Genomic DNA, 17,879 nt, shown 5'->3' on the forward strand with positions numbered 1-17,879 from the left:
GGGCGCGCCGATACCCGCGATCAGAACTCCAGATCGACGGCGGCGCACAGGTAGTCGGTGAAGCCGGCCAGACCGGCGAGGTCGGCCTGGAGCGTGTCCAGCAGGTCCGGGCCGGTGACCACATCGTCCTCCAGAGCGCGCATGCCGACGAAGTTCTTGCGCCGCAGGTCCTGGGCGAATTCGAACTCGGCCGGGAAGCCGCGCGGCATCCGGATCAGCATCTCGCTGTCGTCCAGCGCAAAGCGCTTGCGGAATCCCGGTGCGTGCGCGGCGGCTTTCCAGCCGGCCGGGTTGTCGAGGATGAAATTGCGCACGCGACGCAGGGTGTCCGGTCCCGGATGCCACAGGCCGCTGCCGACGAAGCAGCGGTCGGGCCGGATGTGGATGTGGAATGAGGGCGCTTCGACCTGGCGGAAGCGCTCATGGAACAGCTTGGCGCCCTGCCAGGTCTTGTAGGGCGACTTGTCGTTGGCGAAGCGGGTATCGCGATGGATCCGGAACAGCGAGCCACCTACCTTCGCCGGCTCGGCCCGGTAGTGCAGGCTGATTTCGGCCAGGATCGGCTGCAGGTCGGTCAGCAGCCGCTGGAACGGTTCGCGGACGTGCGCCTCGTACTCGGCCTTGTGCGCATGGAACCAGTCGCGCGAGTTGTTGCGCGTCAGGCCGCGAAAGAACTTGAACGTGGCAGGGCTGAAATAGGTCGGCATGGCGAGGCAGCGGTGATGGTCAACGGGTTCGGCATGACGGGAGGGTCGTCATGCGGCGGTCGGTGAAAGATCGCGCTCGATGCCGCGGCGCCACTGCTCGAGTTCGGCCAGCAGGGCCAGTCGGTCTGCATCACCGGCGTGCTGTTCGCGCTGGGCCGCCAGCTCCGTATCGAAACTGGCGAAGCTGTATTCCGACAGTTCCGATGCCACCTGCAGGCGCGAGCGGCGGTAGTCGTCCCAGCGCAGGCGTTCCTCCGGCGAGAGGTGCTCGGGGAAGTTGCGGGCGCGGTAGCGGAACAGCAGTTCGGGCAGGCGCGCATCGCGGAAGTCGAACCGGCGCTCGCCGAGAGCTTCCGGTGCGGTGCTGCGGACGTCGGCGAACAGCCGCTTGTCGCTGCCATCGATGAAGCCGTCATACAGGCTGGCATCCACGTCCGACGGTGCGTGTTCGCGCTGGCGACCGAACACGGCGCGGACTTTTTCCACCAGCGCCGGACCGGCATCGCGCAGGCGCGCGGCGCGCTGCTCGGTCAATCCGCGGTCGATGCCCAGACGCTCGAAATCCGCCGGACGCAGATGGTCCCAGGCCGACAGCGCCGGGCTGCGGTTGAGGTGGATCTCCTTCAGGGCGACGCGCTCTTCGCCTGCCGGCAGGTCGGCGGCGCGCACGTACAGGCGTGCGGCGATCGCATCGGCATCCAGGGTGAGCAGGCTTTCCGGATCCTGCGCCAGGTCGAACACCAGCACCCGGCTGTCGATGTGCGGATGGCGGGCCAGCGGGATCACCGGCGCGGCGCACATCCGGCTGGCGGGGAAGCGCTGGGACACGTTCAGCACCGGCGTCATCGCGACCACGTCCAGCAGGCTGGCCGCGTAGCGCTTGTCGCGCAGGCGCAGGGCGTAATCCCACAGGCGCGGCTGCGCGCTCTTGAGCTTGCGGGCCAGGCCGATCAGGGCGCGCACGTCGGACAGGGCTTCGTGCGCATCGCCCTCGCGCACGCCATTGACTTCGGCCAGGTGCTCGAGCTTGAACGAGGTCGCACCGTCCTCGCGTTGCGGCCAGACGATGCCGTCCGGGCGCAGCGCGTGGGCGAAGCGCATCACGTCGAGCAGGTCCCAGCGCGAGTTGCCGCCGCGCCATTCGCGCTCGTAGGGATCAAAGAAGTTGCGGAACAGCCCGTGGCGGATGAACTCGTCGTCGAAGCGCAGCGAGTTGTAACCCAGCGTGCAGGTCTCCGGCCGCGCCATCTCCTCGAAGATCAGCGCCAGCGCGTCGCACTCGCGCATGCCTTCGCGCAGCGCGTGCTGCGGCGTGATGCCGGTGATCAGGGTGGCGATGGGCGAGGGCAGCAGGTCGTCGGCGGGCTTGACGAAAATGCTGATGGGTTCCTCGACCGGGTTGAGGTCGGCGTCGGTGCGGATCGCGGCGAACTGGGCGATGCGCGTGCGGCGCGGGTCGGCACCGAAGGTTTCCAGGTCGTAGAACAGGAACGTCGCGGGCATCGGGTCAGTCTTCCGGCGGCAGCGGTGACAGGCGCGCGACGACCGCGGCATCGACGAGGTCCCAGTCCAGGCCGTCGAGGCTTTCGCGGCCGCGGGTCAGCTCGACCAGCAATTCGCGTTGCAGGTCGCCGCGTTCCAGCGCCAGCGCGTAGGGCATGTGGCGGAAGGTGACCATCGCGTAGCGGGGCACGAAGCGGGTGGGGTGGCGCGCGGCCAGCAGGTGCTCGAGCTCGCGCTGCAGCAGGTAGTCGTCGTCATCGACGCGGTCGCGCATCTCCAGGTAGTTCTCCAGTGCCATGTGCTGGATCGCGCGCGCATTGGGCAGGCGCTCGGCCTGGAAGCCGGCGAAGGCCTCGGCGCGATCGTCGGTCCGGGAGAGGTGTTGTGCCAGCGATACGCAGTCCTCGAAAGCGCAGTTCATGCCTTGGCCGTGGAACGGCACCATCGCATGCGCGGCGTCGCCGATCAGCACCGCGCGGCGGTCGAGGTGCCAGCGGTCGAGGTACAGCGTGCCGAGCAGGCCGGTCGGGTTGTTCTCGAAGTCGTGTTCGAGTTCGGGAATCAGCCGCGAGGCGTCGGGGAAGTCGCGGTCGAAAAATGCGCGCGCCTCGGCACCGGTGGTGATGGTGTCGAAGCCGGGAACCGCCGGCGCGGCGGCCTGCATCGGGCTGGCGTGGTTGGGCAGGGCATGGTTCGGCAGGGCATGGTTCGGCAAAAACAGGGTGACGGTGAAGGTGCCCTCGCTGTTGGGCAGTGCGATGCACATGTAGCGCCCACGCGGCCAGATATGCAGCGCGTTGGGCTCGATCCGGAATCCGCCGTCGGGCCCGGGCGGGATTTCCAGCTCCTTGTAGGAGTGGCCGAGAAAGTCGCTGCGCTCGCCCAACTCGACGACCTTCGCCATCGCCTGGCGCAGGGACGAGCCGGCACCGTCCGCGCCGACCAGGCTCTGGAAGCGGATCTCGCGCACCTCGTCGTTGCGGTCGTCGCCAAAGCGCGCAATACGGTTGTCGAAATCAACGCTGTCGAGCCGGTGGTGGAAATGGATGCGGGCGCCGGCCTGCTCGGCGATGTTGAGCAGCACTTCATTGAGCTCGCCGCGGTGCACCGACCAGATCACCTCGCTGTCGTCGCGGCCGTAGCGCTGCAGGTCCAGGTGGCCGTCGGCGAAATGCACCATACGGCCGCGCATCATCACCGTCTGCGCCATCACCGCATCGTCGGCGTTGGCCTGGCGCAGGGCATGGCGACCGCGCTCGGCCAGGGCGAGGTTGATCGAACGGCCGCGCTCGTAGCCCAGTTCGCGCAGGTCGCCGCGTTTTTCGTACACGTCGACCTGCCAGCCGCGCCGCGCGAGCAGGGTGGCCAGCAGTGCGCCCGCGAGACCGGCGCCGATGATGGTCAGGTGCTTGCCGGACACGGACGGGGGAACTCCGGCTGTGCCGGCGTCCGTCGAGTTGCTACCGGCCTGGTCTGGATGGGGCGTCAAGAAGACTCTGCCTTTGGGGTCGTTGATCCGCGCGGGAGTGGCGGCGTCGGGCAAGGGAGATGATGGCGACCTCGCGGAGCATAGCGAAGCGCCGCCATCACGGGTCAGCGCGCCTGTCGCCAGGCATCCACGCCATTGGCGAACCGCAGGATGTCCTCGTGCGTGTTGTACAGCGGCGCGGGCGAGATGCGGATCACATCGGGCTCGCGCCAGTCGCCCAGCACGCCGTTGGCGGCGAGGTATTCAAACAGGCTGCGGCCCTGCTCGCGTCCTCCGCGCACGCGGATCGACAACTGGCAACCGCGGCGCTCGGGCTCCGCCGGCGTCAGCACCTGCAGGGTGTCGTCCAGCCGCTGGCTGATCAGCGACTCCAGATAGCCGGTCAGGCGCAGGGACTTTTTCCGCAAGGCTTTCATGCCGACCCGGTCGAACAGGTCCAGCGAAGCACGCAGCGGCGCGAGGCCGAGGATCGGCGGATTGCTCAGCTGCCAGCCCTCCGCGCCGGGTGTGGGCTGGAAGTGCGGGCCCATCTGGAAACGGGTGGCCGCGTCATGGCCCCACCAGCCGGCGAAGCGCGGAACGTCGCTGCGGGCGTGGCGCTCGTGCACGAAGCAACCGGCGACGGCACCCGGCCCGCTGTTGAGGTATTTGTAGTGGCACCACACCGCAAAATCGACCCCGCTGTCGTGCAGGGCCAGCTCCGTATTGCCGACCGCATGGGCCAGGTCGACGCCGCACATCGCGCCCTGGGCGTGACTGAGGCGGGTGATCTCGCCGATGTCGAAGGACTGCCCGGTGCGGTACTGCACGCCCGGCCACAGCACCAGTGCCAGCCGATGGCCGTGCTCGGCGATCGCGCGTTCGATCGACGCCATCGAGAACACGCCGCCGGGCTGGTCGGGCGCCAGTTCGATCAGGTCGGTGGCCGGGTCGAAACCGTGGAAGGCGATCTGCGACTCGACCGCATAGCGATCGGTCGGAAACGCGCCGGCCTCGACCAGGATCGCGGGCCGCCCGGCGGTGGGCCGGTAGAAGCTCACCATCATGAAATGCAGGTTGGCGGTCAGCGAGTTCATCGCGACCACTTCTTCCGGCTGCGCGCCGACGATGCGCGCCAGTGGCTCGCGCATCAGCCGGTGATAGCTCATCCATTGCGAATGGCCGCGGAAATGCCCTTCGACCGCTTCCATCGACCACTTGTCGAGCACGTCCTCAACTTGCGCGCGTACGCCACGCGGCTGCAGGCCCAGCGAGTTGCCGACGAAGTAGGCCTGGTCGCCGCCGTCGTGCTGCGGGATATGGAACTCGCTACGCAGGGTCGGGAGCGGGTCGGCGGCGTCGAGCGCGCGGGCATGGTCGAGGGAGTGGATGTCAGTCACGAAGGCAGGGTCTCGAAAAAAGTGGGCGACAGGGCGCGATCACCGTGGCGACGCTCGCCAATGAGCGTCGGACGGTCAGCTGCGCTCATTCGAAGCGCGACTTCGGCAGTCCGAGCCATTCCAGCGCGGTGCCGTGGTACAGGCGTTGCTGCTGGGGATCGGCCAGTCCCAACGAGTCGATGCCCGAGCCCGGTGCCTGCTCGCCGAGCGGGAAGGGGTAATCGGTGCCCAGCATCACCCGGTCCACGCCGCAGGTGTCGAGCAGGTAGCGCAGGGCGGCGTCATCGGCGACCCAGGAGTCGAAGTAGAGCTGCTTCAGATACTCGCGCGGGTTGCGCGGGTTGTCGGTGGCGACCAGGTCGGGGCGCATGTTGAAGCCGTGCTCGATGCGGCCGATCGTGTACGGGAAGCTGCCGCCGCCGTGGGCGAGGCAGATCTTCAACTTCGGCAGGCGTTCCAGCACGCCGCCGAAGATCAGGCAACACGCGGCGCGGGACTGCTCGGCGGGCATCCCGACCAGCCACGGCAGCCAGTACTTGGGCATGCTCTCGGTGCCCATCATGTCCCAGGGGTGCACCAGGATCGCCGCGCCCAGCTCGCTGGCGGCCTGGAAGAACTCGAACAGCTCCGGCGCGTCAAGGTTCCAGTGTTCATCAGGCGCTCTGCCGACGTGGCTGCCGATCTGCACCCCCTGCAGGCCCAACTGGTCCATGCAGCGTTCCAGTTCCTGCACCGCCAGCCGCGGCGACTGCAGCGGCACGGTGCCGATGCCGGCGTAGTGGCGCGGGTAATCGCGGCAAGTGGCCGCCATGTGGTCGTTGAGCGCCTGGTGCAGCTCCAGCGCGTGATGCGGCCGCGCCCAGTACGAGAACATTACCGGCACCGTGCTCAGCACCTGCACCTGCACGCCAAACCGGGCGTAGTCGTCGATGCGTTCCTGCGGGTCCCAGGTCTTGGACCAGATCTCGCGGAAGAACTTGCCGTCCTTGTAGATCCGGTGACGCCCGTCCTCGGTGTGATGGATCACCGGAAAGCGCAGGTCGCCGTACTTGCGCGCAAGGTCGGGCCAGTTGCGCGGCAGGTAATGGGCGTGGGTATCGATCTTGAGCATGCGGGCAGTCTAGCCGTGCCGCTCAGGTGTCCGGCATGACGTACTTGTCGGGTGCCGGATTGAGATGCCCGCAGTGTTTGCAGCTGCGACGGTCGACGGAGGCGTAGAAACGCTCGAACACCGGCGGGAAGTCCGTCTCGATGTCATGCAGATGGAAGAACTCCTCGTACAGCTTGTGGTTGCACTGCTCGCAGAACCACATCAGGCCGTCGTCCTCGTGCGGCAGGCGGCGGCGCTCGACCACCAGCCCGATCGAGCCGGGCATGCGCTGCGGCGAGTGCGGCGTGCGCGGCGGCAGCAGGAAGATCTCGCCGGCGCGGATCGGGATGTCGCGTACCGCGAAGCGGCCGTCCTCACCGGCCTCCTGGATGCGCAGGATCATCTCGCCCTCGATCTGGCAGAACCACTCCGGGCCCTCGTCGTAGTGGTAATCGGTGCGCACGTTCGGGCCACCGACCACCATCACGATGAAGTCGCCGTCGTGGATCACCTTGTTGCCGACCGGCGGCTTGAGCAGGTGGCGGTGCTCCTCGATCCAGGCGTGCAGGTTGATTGGATTGGGCAGCACGGTCATTCCTCCAGGGCGGCGATGCACTTCAGCTCGATCGCGATCGGCGTCGGCAGTGCACTGATGCCCAGCGTTGTACGGCAGGGCGCGGTGTCGATGTCGGGGAAAAACTCGGCCCATACCGCGTTGTAGCGCTGGAAGTCGGCCGCCATGTCGGTGAGGTAGACGGTGACGTCGACCAGATCTTCCCAGCGTGCGCCGCTGGCTTCCAGTACCGCGCGCACGTTGGCGAAGGTGGCGCGGGTCTGGGCGTCGATGTCGTAGCTGAGCAGGCGGCCGTCGGCGTCGTGGACATTGCCGCGGATCGCGTTGGTGGCCGGGTCGCGCGGGCCGATGCCTGACAGGAACAACTGGCTGCCGACGCGTCGGGCATGCGGGTAGCTGCCGACGGGCCGGGGAGCGCTGGCGGCGCGGATCGCGTCGGCCATGTCACCGGTCCTCGCGGTCGACCTGGATGCGCGACAGCGCGTCGGCGTAGATCGCAGGCAGCGTCTCGGCGGAAGTGACGTTGGCGCCCAGGTCGTGTACCCGGCCGTCGCGCAGGGTATAGACCCAGCCGTGCACCGACAGTGCCTGGCCGCGGTTCCACGCGTCGCGAACGATGGTGGTGTGGCAGACGTTGGCCACCTGTTCGAGCACGTTCAACTCGCACAGACGGTCGTGTTTCAGCTCGTCGTCTTCGAACTTCAGCAGGCTGTCCGCATGTTTTTCGGCGACATCGGCGACGTGGCGCACCCAGTTGTCGGACAGCCCCAGTCGCGTGTCATGCAGCGCTGCGTGCACACCACCGCAACCGTAGTGCCCGACCACCAGGATGTGCTTGACCTTGAGCACGTCGACCGCGAACTGGACCACCGACAGACAGTTGAGGTCGGTGGTGACGACGACGTTGGCGATGTTGCGGTGGACGAACACTTCGCCCGGCGAGACGTCGATGATCTGGTTGGCAGGTACCCGCGAATCCGAGCAGCCGATCCAGAGGAATTCGGGCGCTTGCTGCCGGGACAGGCGCTCGAAGAACCCGGGGTCCTCCGCGCTGATGCGGTCGGCCCATTCACGGTTTTTTTGCAGCAGATCTTTCAGGGAGTTCATGTGGGGTTATCCAATGTGGAGACCGACGTTCTTGGCGTCGGTGAAGAATCGCATCGCCTCCGTGCCGCCTTCGCGGCCGAGGCCGGATGCACCGCTGCCGCCGAACGGCGTGCGCAGGTCGCGCTGCATCCAGGTGTTGATCCAGACCATGCCGACGCGCAACTGCGCGGCCAGGCGGTGGGCGCGGTTGAGGTCGCGGGTCCAGAGTGAAGCGGACAGGCCGTAGTCGCCGGCATTGGCCAGCGCGAGTGCTGCATCGTCGTGGTCGAAGGCCTGCAGGGTGACGACCGGGCCGAAGATCTCCTCGCGATTGGTCGCGCAATCCGGGCCGAGGTTTTCAATCACGGTCGGGGCGACGAACCAGCCCGGACGATCGAGTGCCGTGCCACCGCAAAGGATGCGTCCGCCTTCATCGCGGGCGCGCTGCAGCGCGGCGACGACCTTGTCGTAATGGGCCTGGGAGACCAGCGGCCCGAGCTCGGTGTCCTCGTCGGCTGGATCGCCCACGCGCAGCGCCCGTGCGCGTTCGACCAGAGCCTCGCGGAATTCATCGTAGATGCGGCGTTCGACCAGCATGCGCGAGCCACACAGGCAGATCTGGCCGGAGTTCTGGAACGCGGAACGCACCAGGGTGTCGAGGTTGTCGCGCCAGTCGCTGTCGGCGAACACCAGCGTCGGGTTCTTGCCGCCCAGTTCCAGCGAGACCTTGCGCAACAGCGGGGCCGCCAGCCCGGCGATCCGGCGGCCGACCGCGGTGCTGCCGGTGAACGACACCGCCTTCACGAGCGGGTGGGTCACCAACGGCTCGCCCACCTCGGGGCCACGGCCGTGGACGATGTTGAGGACGCCGGCCGGAAAACCGACCTCCGCCGCCAGCTCGGCCAGCATCGTCGCGCTGACCGGGGTGATCTCGGACGGCTTGGCGACCACGGTGTTGCCGGCGGCCAGCGCGGGCGCGATCTTCCAGGTCAGCAGGTACAGCGGCAGGTTCCACGGTGAAATCGTCGCCACCACGCCCAGAGGCAGGCGCAAGGTGTAGTTCAACCCGGCTTGGCCGTGGTGGGATTCGCTGGCGAACTGGGTCGCGGCGTGGGCGAAGAACCGCAGGTTGCTGATCGCACGCGGGATTTCCACGTCGCGCGCGAGCCGGATCGGCTTGCCGCCGTCGCGCGACTCCGCCTGGGCGAACGCCTCCAGCCGCTGTTCCAGCGCATCGGCCAGCTTTTCCAGCCAGCGTGCGCGTTCCGAATGGGGCAGCGACGACCAGCCGGGGAAGGCTGCCTGCGCCGCGTTGACCGCCAACTCGACATCGTCGCCATCGCCGGCAGCGACCTGCGCAAACGCCTTTCCGGTTGCCGGATCGAACACGTCGATACCGCTGCCGCGCATCGCGTCGCGGGGTTTGCCGTCGATCCAGTGGGCCAGGCGCATCGCGCTAGTTTATAGCGACAATGCGGTTTCGTCCTTGACCGTATTGCGGCGGCTACAGCGACCGCGTGCGTCCGCCATCGACCGGCAGGTTGATGCCGGTGATGTAGCTGGCGGCCGGTGAACACAGGAAGGCGATCGCATTGGCGGTTTCCTCGGGCTGCGCGAACCGGCCCATCGGGATCTCCGCGACCATGCCGGCGAACACATCCTCGCGGCTGCGCCCCGTCCTGGCCACGGTGGTATCGATGATCTGGTCGATGCGCGGGGTCAGGGTCGAGCCCGGCAACACGTTGTTGACCGTGATGCCCTTGGGTGCCAACTCGGTCGCCAGCGTCTTGGCCCAGCCCGCCACCGCCCAGCGCGTGGTGTTGGACACGCCCAGCCCCTTGATGGGTTCCTTCACCGAGGTGGAGATGACGTTGACGATACGGCCGTAACCATCACGCTCCATGCCCGGGATGACCGCTTCGGTGACGGCGTGGTTGGCGAACAGATGCTGGCGCAGGGCCGACTCGAACGCGGCGATGCCGGTGCCGTGCACCGTGCCCGGTGGCGGTCCGCCGCTGTTGTTGACCAGGATGTGCACCGGCTTGCCGGCCGCCAGCGCCTCTACTTGCGCCCGCAGGCGTTCGGTATCGACGGCATCGGCGGCGATCCAGCCGTGCACCTGTCCATCGCGGATCCTGGGCAACTGCCCGGCCAGTTCACGCAGCAGTGCATCGCGACGCGCGAGCAGGGTCACATCGGCGCCCAATCCGGCCAGCGCCGTCGCCGTCGCCAGCCCGATGCCCTGGCTGGCACCGCATACCAGCGCATGCCTGCCACTGAGGTTCAGGTCCATGTTGCCCTCCAAGTCAAATCAGCCAAGGCCGAACCGCCCACTCAAGGCGGTACGGTCGATGACGCCGGATCAGTGCCGCAGGGCGAAGGTCTGCACCATGAGGGCACGCAATTGCGCGTCGTCTTCGGCTTGTGGCGGAACCAGATCTTCCAGCCGGAGCCCGCGTGCGTCGGCATCGTCCGCGTCCATGCCGTCCAGCGCGGCGAACTCGGCGTCCATCAACGCAGCGCGCGCGGAATCCTCGCTGTCGAAGGGCAGGGTGTTGCCGTCGCTGTCCAGCACTTCGGCGGTGCCGGCTTCCAGCACCCGCAGACGCGCCCAGACAACAGTGCGTCCGAGTGTCGCCAGCCACCATTGCTCCTGGCTTCCGGTGGTTTCCGTTTCAGCACTCATCACAGCAACCCCGAAGCCAGATACAGAACGCCTGAACACACCAGCCCCCCGATGATCACCAGCAAGGCGATCCGGGCGGGGGTGGCAAGTCCGTCAAGGTTGCGATCGGCCGCCTTGCGGTAGCCGCCAAGCAGCAGCCACGTCCACGCCGAGGGTTGTGCGAACGCATTGGGGCCGAAGCCCGCCAGCAGCTTGGGCTGGCGATCCCTCAGGTGCACCAGCGTCAGCGGCCAGAAGATCACGAACGCGGTTGCGCCGGCGATGGCCGCGGCCAGGCAGAGCAGGGCGAAGAACAGGATCACGGGTTGCCACCTCGGCAGGTCATCGGCATCAGTACTCCGCGTTGCCCGGCGCACGCGGGAAGGCGATCGCGTCGCGGATGTTGCTCAGCCCGCAGACGTACACCACCAGCCGTTCGAAGCCGAGTCCGAATCCGGCGTGCGGCACCGAGCCGTAACGGCGGAAATCGCGGTACCACTGGTACAGCTCCGGATCCAGGCCGAACTGGGCCATGCGCGCGTCCAGCACGTCCAGGCGCTCCTCGCGCTGGCTGCCGCCGATGATCTCGCCGATGCCCGGCGCCAGCACGTCCATCGCCGCGACGGTCTTGCCGTCGTCGTTGAGGCGCATGTAGAACGCCTTGATGTGCTCGGGGTAATTGGTGACCACCACCGGCCGGCCGACGTGCTGCTCGGTCAGCCAGCGCTCGTGCTCGGTCTGCAGGTCCAGGCCCCATTCCACCGGGAACTCGAACTTGTGCCCCGATTTCTGCAGCAGGGTGATCGCGTCGGTGTAGTCGATCTGCTCGAACGGCGCGTTGACGAACCCTTCCAGCCGGGTCAGCGCATCCTTCTGCACGCGCTCGGTGATGAACGCCATGTCGTCCTCGCGCTCGTCCAGCACTGCGCGGAACAGGTACTTGAGGAAGTCCTCGGCGACCCGTGCGTTCTCCATCAGGTCGGCGAACGCGATCTCCGGCTCGACCATCCAGAACTCCGCCAGGTGGCGGGTGGTGTTGGAATTCTCGGCCCGGAACGTCGGCCCGAACGTGTACACCTTGCTCAGCGCGAGCGCGTAGGCCTCGGCGTTGAGCTGGCCGGACACGGTCAGGAAGGTTTCCTTGCCGAAGAAATCGCGGCTGAAATCGACCGCACCCGCCTTGTCGCGCGGCAGGTTGGCCATGTCCAGGGTCGACACCCGGAACATCTGCCCGGCGCCTTCGGCATCGGACGTGGTGATGATCGGTGTGCTGATCCAGAAGTAGCCGTTCTCGTGGAAATACCGGTGCACGGCCTGCGCCAGGCAGTGCCGGATGCGGGTGACCGCGCCGAACAGGTTGGTGCGCGGGCGCAGATGGGCGACCTCGCGCAGGAACTCCAGCGAGTGGGCCTTGGGCTGGATCGGGTAGGTTTCCGGGTCATCGACCCAGCCGACCACCTCCAGCGTGTGGGCCTGGATCTCGAAGCCCTGGCCTTTGCCCTGGGAGGCGACCAGCTCGCCGGTGGCGATCACCGAGCAGCCGGCGGTCAGGTGCTTCACCTCGTCCTCGTAATTGGACAGGGTGCTGGGCACCACGACCTGGATCGGCGCGAAGCAGGAGCCATCGCTGACGTTGACGAAACTCAGCCCGGCCTTGGAATCGCGCCGGGTACGCACCCAGCCGCGGACAGTGACTTCGCCGCCCGCGGGCAGCTTGCCGGCGAGTGCGTGTTGGACGCTGGTTGTCGTCATGCGCGGACCGCCGTCATGCCTTGATTCCTTGCCTGTTCGGGCCGATATGGGAAGGGCCGCAGTTTACCGGAGTGCTTGCATGAACGCCGGTACCTGCAGCAAGGCCGGCGTGCGCTTCAAGGCCGGTATGATTGACGTCATGTATCTGGAGGTTCTATGAGCATCACCCTGACCCCCGCCGCGCTTGCCCGTGTCCAGCGCTATCTGGCCGAAACCCCCGATGCGATCGGCCTGCGGTTCGGTGCCACCAAGACCGGGTGTTCGGGCTGGCAGCACCATGCCGACCTTGCCAGGGAAGAGCGCGCGGGAGACACCGTGTTCGAGCAGGACGGCGTGCGTATCTATGTGGACATGCTGAGCCTGCCGCAGGTGGACGGCACCCAGATCGATCTGGTCAAGCAGCGGCTGGGCGAGCAGTTCCTGTTCCGCAATCCCAACGCCAGCGCCGAATGTGGCTGCGGCGAGAGCTTCACCACGGCGGCCGACCGGGCCTGATCAGGTGGAATAGCTGCACGCTCGCGGCATGGGCCGGCGCCGCCGATCCCTCCCATTCGGGCCCGGACAGCGGATAAACAGCCCGGCAACTGGTTGACGGGCCGGAAAACTGCGATAATTTCCGGCTTCCTGCGGCATTGACCGTCGGAACCTTGCTCCACTGCACGCCATCCGGCTGTGGGGGGCTGCCCGGCCGCAAGGCCGATATCCACAAGGACAACACCATGCGTCATTACGAAATCGTGTTCCTGGTCCACCCGGACCAGAGCGAGCAGGTGCCGGCCATGATCGAGCGCTACAAGGGCTTGATCGAAGGCGGCGAAGGCAAGATCCACCGCCTGGAAGATTGGGGCCGTCGCCAGCTGGCGTACCCGATCGCGAACCTGGTCAAGGCCCACTACGTGCTCATGAACATCGAGTGCAGCCAGGGCGTGCTGAACGAGCTGGTCGACAGCTTCCGCTTCAACGACGCGATCCTGCGCCACCTGGTCATCAAGCGTGACGAGGCCGAGACCGAGCAGTCGCTGATCATGAAGTTCAAGGACGAGAAGGGCGACAAGCCCGAGCGCTCCGACCGTGGCGAGCGCCGTCGTCGTGACGACGACAGCGACGACGACAAGTCCGACGCCAACAGCGATGCGGAATCGGAAGATTCCGACGACGCTGCCGAAACCGCCTGATCACGCCCCCATAGGAGCAGCGCACTCATGTCCAAATTTTTCCGTCGCCGCAAGTTCTGCAAGTTCACCGCTGAAGGCGTGAAGGAGATCGACTACAAGGATCTCAACACCCTGCGCCAGAACATCACCGAGACCGGCAAGATCGTCCCCAGCCGCGTCACCGGCACCAAGGCGAAGTACCAGCGCCAGTTGGCCACGTGCATCAAGCGCGCCCGCTACCTCGCGCTGATCCCGTACACCGACAACCACAACGCCTGAGCCTGTTTCCCCGCCTCTTTTCGTAGAGGCGGGGTGAACGTCCGTTCGGACAGCCACCAGTTGCGGGGCCCCGCGCCCCGCTAACGAACACGGAGCAACACCATGCAACTGATCCTCCTGCAGAACGTGCAGAACCTCGGCAAGCTCGGCGACAAGGTCGACGTCAAGCCGGGTTACGGCCGCAACTTCCTGGTCCCGCAGGGCAAGGCGGCGCCGGCTACGGCGGCCAACCTGGCCGAGTTCGAAGCCCGTCGCGCCGAGTACGAAGCCAAGGCGAAGGCCCTGCACGCTGATGCCGAGGCGCGCCAGGCCAAGCTCGAAGGCGCATCGATCACGATCCGCGCCAACGCCGCGACCGAAGGCAAGCTGTACGGCTCCATCACCACGCGTGACATCGCCGAGGAGCTGACCAAGGCCGGCTACGCGGTCGAGAAGTCCGAGGTGATCATGGGCGAAGGCGCGATCCGCCGCACCGGCAGCTATGAGGTGGTCATCCACCTGCACGCCGATATCGAATCCACCGTCACGGTGGTTGTCGAAGGCGAAACGGTCTGATTGACCGCAAACGGTTCCGGGTCATGTGCCCGGTCCCGCCGCTGATCCAGACGAAGGGCGCCGCAAGGTGCCCTTCGTTTTTCTGCATGATGCCAAGCCGGGATCGCAATCGCTGAGACGCGTCCATGGGATAGCGTCCAGGCGGCGGACTTGTCCCGCGCTGTCCACCGGTTATCCACAGAGTTGTCTGCAACCCTTCCGCGCGTCCGGCCCTAGGATGCTCATTCGGCCGGCGAGCTTCCGCCGCCATGGCCCTAGTCAGGAACCCTACTTTCGATGAGTGCACGCCCCGGCTTCCGCGGTGAATACCGCGGCGATTCGCGTTTCGAGAGCCGCGCGGATCAACGTCTCGACCAGTTGCGCGTGCCGCCGCAGTCCATCGAGGCCGAGCAGGCCGTGCTCGGTGGCCTGATGCTTGCGCCGGACGCCTACGACACCGTCGGCGACAGCCTGGGCGAGCACGACTTCTACCGGCGCGACCACCAGCTGATTTTCCGCGCGATCCGCGAACTGGCGGAGAAAAGCAAGCCGTTCGATGCCGTCACCCTGGGCGAATGGTTCGAGTCGATGGGCGAGTCCGAGCAGGTCGCCGGCGGCGCCTACCTGATCGAGCTGGCCAGCACCACGCCGTCGGCCGCCAACATCAAGGCCTACGCCGAGATCGTCCGCGACAAGGCGGTGCTGCGGAAACTGATCGAGGTCGGCACCACCATCGTCAACGACGGCTTCCAGCCCGAAGGCCGGGAGAGCAGCGAAATCCTGTCCGCCGCCGAGCAGCAGGTATTCGCCATCGCCGAGGCCGGCGCGCGCGGTCGCACCGACTTCACCGCGATCAACACCGCGTTGTCGGAAGCCTTCGACGTGCTGCAGACGCGCTATGCCGCGGGCGGGTCGGTCACCGGCCTGTCCACGGGTTACACCGAGCTCGACGAGATGACCGCCGGACTGCAGCCGACCGACCTGCTGATCCTTGCCGCCCGTCCGGCGATGGGCAAGACCACGCTGGCGCTGAACATCGCCGAGTACGCGGCCATCAAGAGCAAGAAGGCGGTCGCTGTGTTCTCGATGGAGATGTCGGCCAGCCAGCTCGCCTTGCGCCTGATCTCGTCCAACGGCCGGGTGAATGCCCAGCGCCTGCGCAGCGGCCAGCTGGAGGACGAGGACTGGAGCCGGGTCAGCAGTGCGATCCGGATGCTGAAGGAATCCAAGATCTTCATCGACGACACGCCGGGCCTGTCGCCGGACGCATTGCGCGCCAAGGCCCGCCGGCTCAAGCGCGAGCACGATCTGGGCCTGGTGGTGGTCGACTACCTGCAGCTGATGGCGGTGCCGGGAAATACCGAAAACCGCGCCACCGAGATCTCCGAGATCTCGCGCTCCCTGAAGCACCTGGCCAAGGAGCTCAACGTGCCGGTGATCGCCTTGTCGCAGCTCAACCGCTCGCTGGAAACCCGTGCCGACAAGCGCCCGGTGATGGCCGATCTCCGGGAGTCGGGCGCGATCGAGCAGGACGCGGACGTCATCATGTTCATTTACCGCGATGACTACTACAACAAGGAAAACTCGCCCGACAAGGGTCTGGCCGAGATCATCATCGGCAAGCAGCGTAACGGCCCGACCGGATCGATCAAGTTGAAGTTCTTCGGTGAATACACGCGCTTCGACAACCTGTCCCACGACTCGGTCGGCAGCTTCGAATAGCGCTACTGCGCACCACCGCGCTTGCGCGCGGTACAGATGAAGTGCTCACCGCGCCGGATATGGATGTCGGTGAACCCGGCCTTTTCCAGACTTCGCCGCATTCCCCACGATGTCTGGAACGATTCGCATCGCCGGTTGCGTGGAAAGCGGAATTGCCGGCCGAGGCAATGAAGCAGCGACCCGTTGGTCGCCACGTATGCGCGGAACAGCACATCCTTGTAGTCGCGACGGCCAAGCGATCGTTTGAACTCCGCCCAGGTCTTCGCGAATGAGTGCAGGCTCAGCCATACCCGACCGTCGCTGCCGAGCACCCGCGCGATTTCATGCAGGGATCGCCCGATATCCGAATACGGCAGCGCAACCCGGGACACCACCAGGTCGAACGCGCCTTCCCGGAACGGCAGTTGCTCGGCCGTTCCGTGGACAAACTCGATATGCCCGAAATGTTGCCGTCCATAGGTCAGGCAATCGTGATCGATATCCAGCCCTACCAGCCGCCGTCCGGGAGCCTGGGCGCAGGCCACCAGCGTCTGACCGATACCGCAGCCGATATCCAGGATCGCCCGATCGCCGGCCACCAGTTGCGGCATCGCGTGGCGCGGCGAGTCGGGGTCGAGAGCGATCGCCAGTTCGCTCAGGTGGTAAGAAACGGTTGTGGTCTCGGTCACGAGGGAATCGGTTTCCAGTTCCAAGGCACACTCTCCCGTACGCTCTTCACAGACCACGCGTTCCACGTCCGAATCCGGACATGCGCACGGAACTCCGGCTGGAACCTGAATAGGGAAATGGCCCAATCACCTTGTTCATACGACAACGTGTTTAGCTTTGCCCCTGTTACCCATGCCATCACCAAGAAAGGACACGCCATCATGAAGAACCAGACCAAGTACGTACTCGCCGCCGCAGCACTGAGCACTATGCTCGCCGGCTGCGTCACCCCCGGTGGTGCCTACGGAAGCCAGGATCCCTACGCGCAACCCAACCCCAATGCGCGCACCCAGAAGGGAGCGGCCATTGGTGCCGTAGCCGGCGTGGTCGCGGGCTTGCTCAGCGGAAGCGATGCCACCGAACGTCGTCAGCGCGCCCTGGTGGGTGCCGGTGTCGGCGGATTGGCGGGTGCTGCGATCGGCAACTACCAGGACCGGCAGGAGCGCGCACTGCGCGAACAGATGGCCGGTACCGGCGTCGGTGTCGTGCGTCAGGGCGACAACATCACCTTGAACATGCCCGACAACATCACTTTCGGTTTTGACAGCTCCTCGCTGCAACCCCAGTTCTATCCCGTGCTCGACAACCTGGCCCGGACCCTCAGCGAGTACAACCAGACCATCATCGAGGTGGCCGGCCACACCGACAGCGTCGGTTCAGACGCCTACAACCAGACGTTGTCCGTCCGCCGCGCCGATGCGGTGGGCAACTACCTGATGTCGCGGGGGCTCATGCGTGACCGCTTCATCGTTACCGGCGCCGGTGAGAGCCGGCCCATCGCCAGCAATGACACCGAGGCAGGCCGCGCGCAGAACCGCCGTGTGGAGCTGACCCTGGTGCCTATCCGTTACTGATCGGGCTCATCTGAGTCAGACAAACGGGCCCGCAAGGGCCCGTTTTTATTGAGCTTGCCGTCACCCAACCGGCTTCTGGAACGTCTGCGACCGCCTACAGGAGACTCAGCGCCGCGGTCATTCCCGGCTTTGCAGGAATGAAGGGCGATACCGGATCGCTTGCCGGAAAAGTCTCCAATAGTGCCTCGTCCTGATTGTCGCTCTCGTGCTGCTTGCGCGCCGCCCGCTCCTCCGGCGTTTCATCAAGAGCCGGATTGGGTCGCCGATCGCGGTCAGCCTCCCGCAAGCTGGTGGAATGATTGAACGTGGACATCGTCGCCTCCTCTGTCGATGGCTTCACCGTACAGGCACCGGAGTAAACCGGCGTGATTTCGCGCAGGCGG

At 66.4% G+C, this 17,879-nt stretch carries 21 protein-coding genes; 6 read left to right on the forward strand and 15 right to left on the reverse strand.

The genetic code is table 11. The annotated features are described in order from the left end of the window. Positions 1 to 20 precede the first annotated feature (20 nt). The 13 genes from N792_RS06055 to asnS form a co-directional block, all read right to left on the reverse strand. A complete protein-coding gene (locus N792_RS06055; RefSeq protein WP_036193389.1) occupies positions 21 to 707 on the reverse strand; it encodes a DUF2461 domain-containing protein in 687 nt (228 codons plus the stop codon). 48 nt (positions 708 to 755) lie between these two features. After that, the gene (gene sbcB, locus N792_RS06060; protein WP_036193390.1) at positions 756 to 2,210 is read right to left on the reverse strand and encodes an exodeoxyribonuclease I; all 1,455 of its coding nucleotides are present in this window, start codon (positions 2,208 to 2,210) and stop codon (positions 756 to 758) included. A gap of 4 nt (positions 2,211 to 2,214) precedes the next feature. Continuing rightward, positions 2,215 to 3,630 carry an FAD-dependent oxidoreductase gene (locus N792_RS06065; protein ID WP_224743849.1) on the reverse strand — a complete coding sequence of 472 codons (1,416 nt, stop codon included), beginning with the start codon at positions 3,628 to 3,630 and terminating at the stop codon, positions 2,215 to 2,217. Positions 3,631 to 3,803: 173 nt separating this feature from the next. Then, entirely contained in the window at positions 3,804 to 5,078 is a 1,275-nt protein-coding gene (gene kynU, locus N792_RS06070; protein WP_036193392.1) for a kynureninase, read from the reverse strand. Positions 5,079 to 5,163: 85 nt separating this feature from the next. After that, the gene (locus tag N792_RS06075; RefSeq protein WP_036193393.1) at positions 5,164 to 6,189 is read right to left on the reverse strand and encodes an amidohydrolase family protein; all 1,026 of its coding nucleotides are present in this window, start codon (positions 6,187 to 6,189) and stop codon (positions 5,164 to 5,166) included. Positions 6,190 to 6,211: 22 nt separating this feature from the next. Next, positions 6,212 to 6,757: a 3-hydroxyanthranilate 3,4-dioxygenase gene (locus N792_RS06080; RefSeq protein WP_036193579.1), complete on the reverse strand. Its 546-nt coding sequence runs from the start codon at positions 6,755 to 6,757 to the stop codon at positions 6,212 to 6,214. 2 nt (positions 6,758 to 6,759) lie between these two features. Further along, positions 6,760 to 7,185: a RidA family protein gene (locus N792_RS06085; protein ID WP_036193394.1), complete on the reverse strand. Its 426-nt coding sequence runs from the start codon at positions 7,183 to 7,185 to the stop codon at positions 6,760 to 6,762. A gap of 1 nt (position 7,186) precedes the next feature. Continuing rightward, entirely contained in the window at positions 7,187 to 7,849 is a 663-nt protein-coding gene (gene can / locus N792_RS06090; RefSeq protein ID WP_036193395.1) for a carbonate dehydratase, read from the reverse strand. A gap of 6 nt (positions 7,850 to 7,855) precedes the next feature. After that, entirely contained in the window at positions 7,856 to 9,280 is a 1,425-nt protein-coding gene (locus N792_RS06095) for an aldehyde dehydrogenase (protein ID WP_036193396.1), read from the reverse strand. 52 nt (positions 9,281 to 9,332) lie between these two features. Next, positions 9,333 to 10,121 carry an SDR family oxidoreductase gene (locus tag N792_RS06100; RefSeq protein ID WP_036193397.1) on the reverse strand — a complete coding sequence of 263 codons (789 nt, stop codon included), beginning with the start codon at positions 10,119 to 10,121 and terminating at the stop codon, positions 9,333 to 9,335. A gap of 69 nt (positions 10,122 to 10,190) precedes the next feature. Continuing rightward, positions 10,191 to 10,514: a hypothetical protein gene (locus tag N792_RS06105; RefSeq protein ID WP_036193398.1), complete on the reverse strand. Its 324-nt coding sequence runs from the start codon at positions 10,512 to 10,514 to the stop codon at positions 10,191 to 10,193. Beyond that, positions 10,514 to 10,816, reverse strand: a complete 303-nt coding sequence (locus N792_RS06110) for a hypothetical protein (RefSeq protein WP_036193399.1) — start codon at positions 10,814 to 10,816, stop codon at positions 10,514 to 10,516. Before N792_RS06110 ends, N792_RS06105 begins: the two co-directional genes overlap by 1 nt. Positions 10,817 to 10,844: 28 nt before the next feature. Continuing rightward, positions 10,845 to 12,245, reverse strand: a complete 1,401-nt coding sequence (gene asnS, locus N792_RS06115) for an asparagine--tRNA ligase (protein ID WP_036193400.1) — start codon at positions 12,243 to 12,245, stop codon at positions 10,845 to 10,847. A 156-nt stretch (positions 12,246 to 12,401) separates the two neighbouring features. On the opposite strand from asnS, the gene N792_RS06120 reads away from it, so the two are divergent. From N792_RS06120 to N792_RS06140, 5 genes are all read left to right on the forward strand, one after another. Then, a complete protein-coding gene (locus N792_RS06120; protein WP_036193401.1) occupies positions 12,402 to 12,740 on the forward strand; it encodes a HesB/IscA family protein in 339 nt (112 codons plus the stop codon). Positions 12,741 to 12,964: 224 nt separating this feature from the next. Then, the gene (gene rpsF / locus N792_RS06125) at positions 12,965 to 13,420 is read left to right on the forward strand and encodes a 30S ribosomal protein S6 (RefSeq protein WP_036193582.1); all 456 of its coding nucleotides are present in this window, start codon (positions 12,965 to 12,967) and stop codon (positions 13,418 to 13,420) included. A gap of 27 nt (positions 13,421 to 13,447) precedes the next feature. Then, the gene (gene rpsR / locus N792_RS06130; protein ID WP_036193402.1) at positions 13,448 to 13,678 is read left to right on the forward strand and encodes a 30S ribosomal protein S18; all 231 of its coding nucleotides are present in this window, start codon (positions 13,448 to 13,450) and stop codon (positions 13,676 to 13,678) included. 102 nt (positions 13,679 to 13,780) lie between these two features. Next, positions 13,781 to 14,233 carry a 50S ribosomal protein L9 gene (gene rplI / locus N792_RS06135; RefSeq protein WP_036193404.1) on the forward strand — a complete coding sequence of 151 codons (453 nt, stop codon included), beginning with the start codon at positions 13,781 to 13,783 and terminating at the stop codon, positions 14,231 to 14,233. Positions 14,234 to 14,509: 276 nt separating this feature from the next. Then, on the forward strand, positions 14,510 to 15,934 hold the full coding sequence (locus N792_RS06140) for a replicative DNA helicase (RefSeq protein ID WP_036193405.1): 1,425 nt from the start codon (positions 14,510 to 14,512) through the stop codon (positions 15,932 to 15,934). A 2-nt stretch (positions 15,935 to 15,936) separates the two neighbouring features. Here N792_RS06140 and N792_RS13415 read toward each other — a convergent pair whose 3' ends face one another. Then, positions 15,937 to 16,626: a class I SAM-dependent methyltransferase gene (locus N792_RS13415; protein WP_052103547.1), complete on the reverse strand. Its 690-nt coding sequence runs from the start codon at positions 16,624 to 16,626 to the stop codon at positions 15,937 to 15,939. Between the two features lie 177 nt (positions 16,627 to 16,803). Here N792_RS13415 and N792_RS06150 point away from each other — a divergent pair, with 177 nt between their 5' ends. Continuing rightward, complete coding sequence (locus tag N792_RS06150; RefSeq protein ID WP_036193407.1) at positions 16,804 to 17,496, forward strand: YiaD family glycine zipper/OmpA-like lipoprotein; 693 nt, start codon at positions 16,804 to 16,806, stop codon at positions 17,494 to 17,496. Positions 17,497 to 17,590: 94 nt separating this feature from the next. Here the strand turns inward: N792_RS06150 and N792_RS13420 are convergent, their stop codons facing one another. Then, entirely contained in the window at positions 17,591 to 17,809 is a 219-nt protein-coding gene (locus N792_RS13420) for a hypothetical protein (RefSeq protein WP_425478852.1), read from the reverse strand. Positions 17,810 to 17,879 lie beyond the last annotated feature (70 nt).

Source organism: Lysobacter concretionis Ko07 = DSM 16239 (assembly GCF_000768345.1).
Taxonomy (GTDB): Bacteria; Pseudomonadota; Gammaproteobacteria; order Xanthomonadales; family Xanthomonadaceae; genus Novilysobacter; species Novilysobacter concretionis.

Excerpts from the sequence above, each read along its gene's own strand:
- N792_RS06055 (WP_036193389.1), bottom strand. The coding sequence starts at position 707 with ATGCCGACCTATTTCAGCCCTGCCACGTTCAAGTTCTTTCGCGGCCTG.
- sbcB (WP_036193390.1), bottom strand. The coding sequence starts at position 2,210 with ATGCCCGCGACGTTCCTGTTCTACGACCTGGAAACCTTCGGTGCCGAC.
- N792_RS06075 (WP_036193393.1), bottom strand. The coding sequence starts at position 6,189 with ATGCTCAAGATCGATACCCACGCCCATTACCTGCCGCGCAACTGGCCC.
- N792_RS06085 (WP_036193394.1), bottom strand. The coding sequence starts at position 7,185 with ATGGCCGACGCGATCCGCGCCGCCAGCGCTCCCCGGCCCGTCGGCAGC.
- can (WP_036193395.1), bottom strand. The coding sequence starts at position 7,849 with ATGAACTCCCTGAAAGATCTGCTGCAAAAAAACCGTGAATGGGCCGAC.
- N792_RS06095 (WP_036193396.1), bottom strand. The coding sequence starts at position 9,280 with ATGCGCCTGGCCCACTGGATCGACGGCAAACCCCGCGACGCGATGCGC.
- N792_RS06100 (WP_036193397.1), bottom strand. The coding sequence starts at position 10,121 with ATGGACCTGAACCTCAGTGGCAGGCATGCGCTGGTATGCGGTGCCAGC.
- N792_RS06105 (WP_036193398.1), bottom strand. The coding sequence starts at position 10,514 with ATGAGTGCTGAAACGGAAACCACCGGAAGCCAGGAGCAATGGTGGCTG.
- asnS (WP_036193400.1), bottom strand. The coding sequence starts at position 12,245 with ATGACGACAACCAGCGTCCAACACGCACTCGCCGGCAAGCTGCCCGCG.
- N792_RS06120 (WP_036193401.1), top strand. The coding sequence starts at position 12,402 with ATGAGCATCACCCTGACCCCCGCCGCGCTTGCCCGTGTCCAGCGCTAT.
- rpsF (WP_036193582.1), top strand. The coding sequence starts at position 12,965 with ATGCGTCATTACGAAATCGTGTTCCTGGTCCACCCGGACCAGAGCGAG.
- rpsR (WP_036193402.1), top strand. The coding sequence starts at position 13,448 with ATGTCCAAATTTTTCCGTCGCCGCAAGTTCTGCAAGTTCACCGCTGAA.
- rplI (WP_036193404.1), top strand. The coding sequence starts at position 13,781 with ATGCAACTGATCCTCCTGCAGAACGTGCAGAACCTCGGCAAGCTCGGC.
- N792_RS06140 (WP_036193405.1), top strand. The coding sequence starts at position 14,510 with ATGAGTGCACGCCCCGGCTTCCGCGGTGAATACCGCGGCGATTCGCGT.
- N792_RS06150 (WP_036193407.1), top strand. The coding sequence starts at position 16,804 with ATGAAGAACCAGACCAAGTACGTACTCGCCGCCGCAGCACTGAGCACT.
- N792_RS13420 (WP_425478852.1), bottom strand. The coding sequence starts at position 17,809 with ATGTCCACGTTCAATCATTCCACCAGCTTGCGGGAGGCTGACCGCGAT.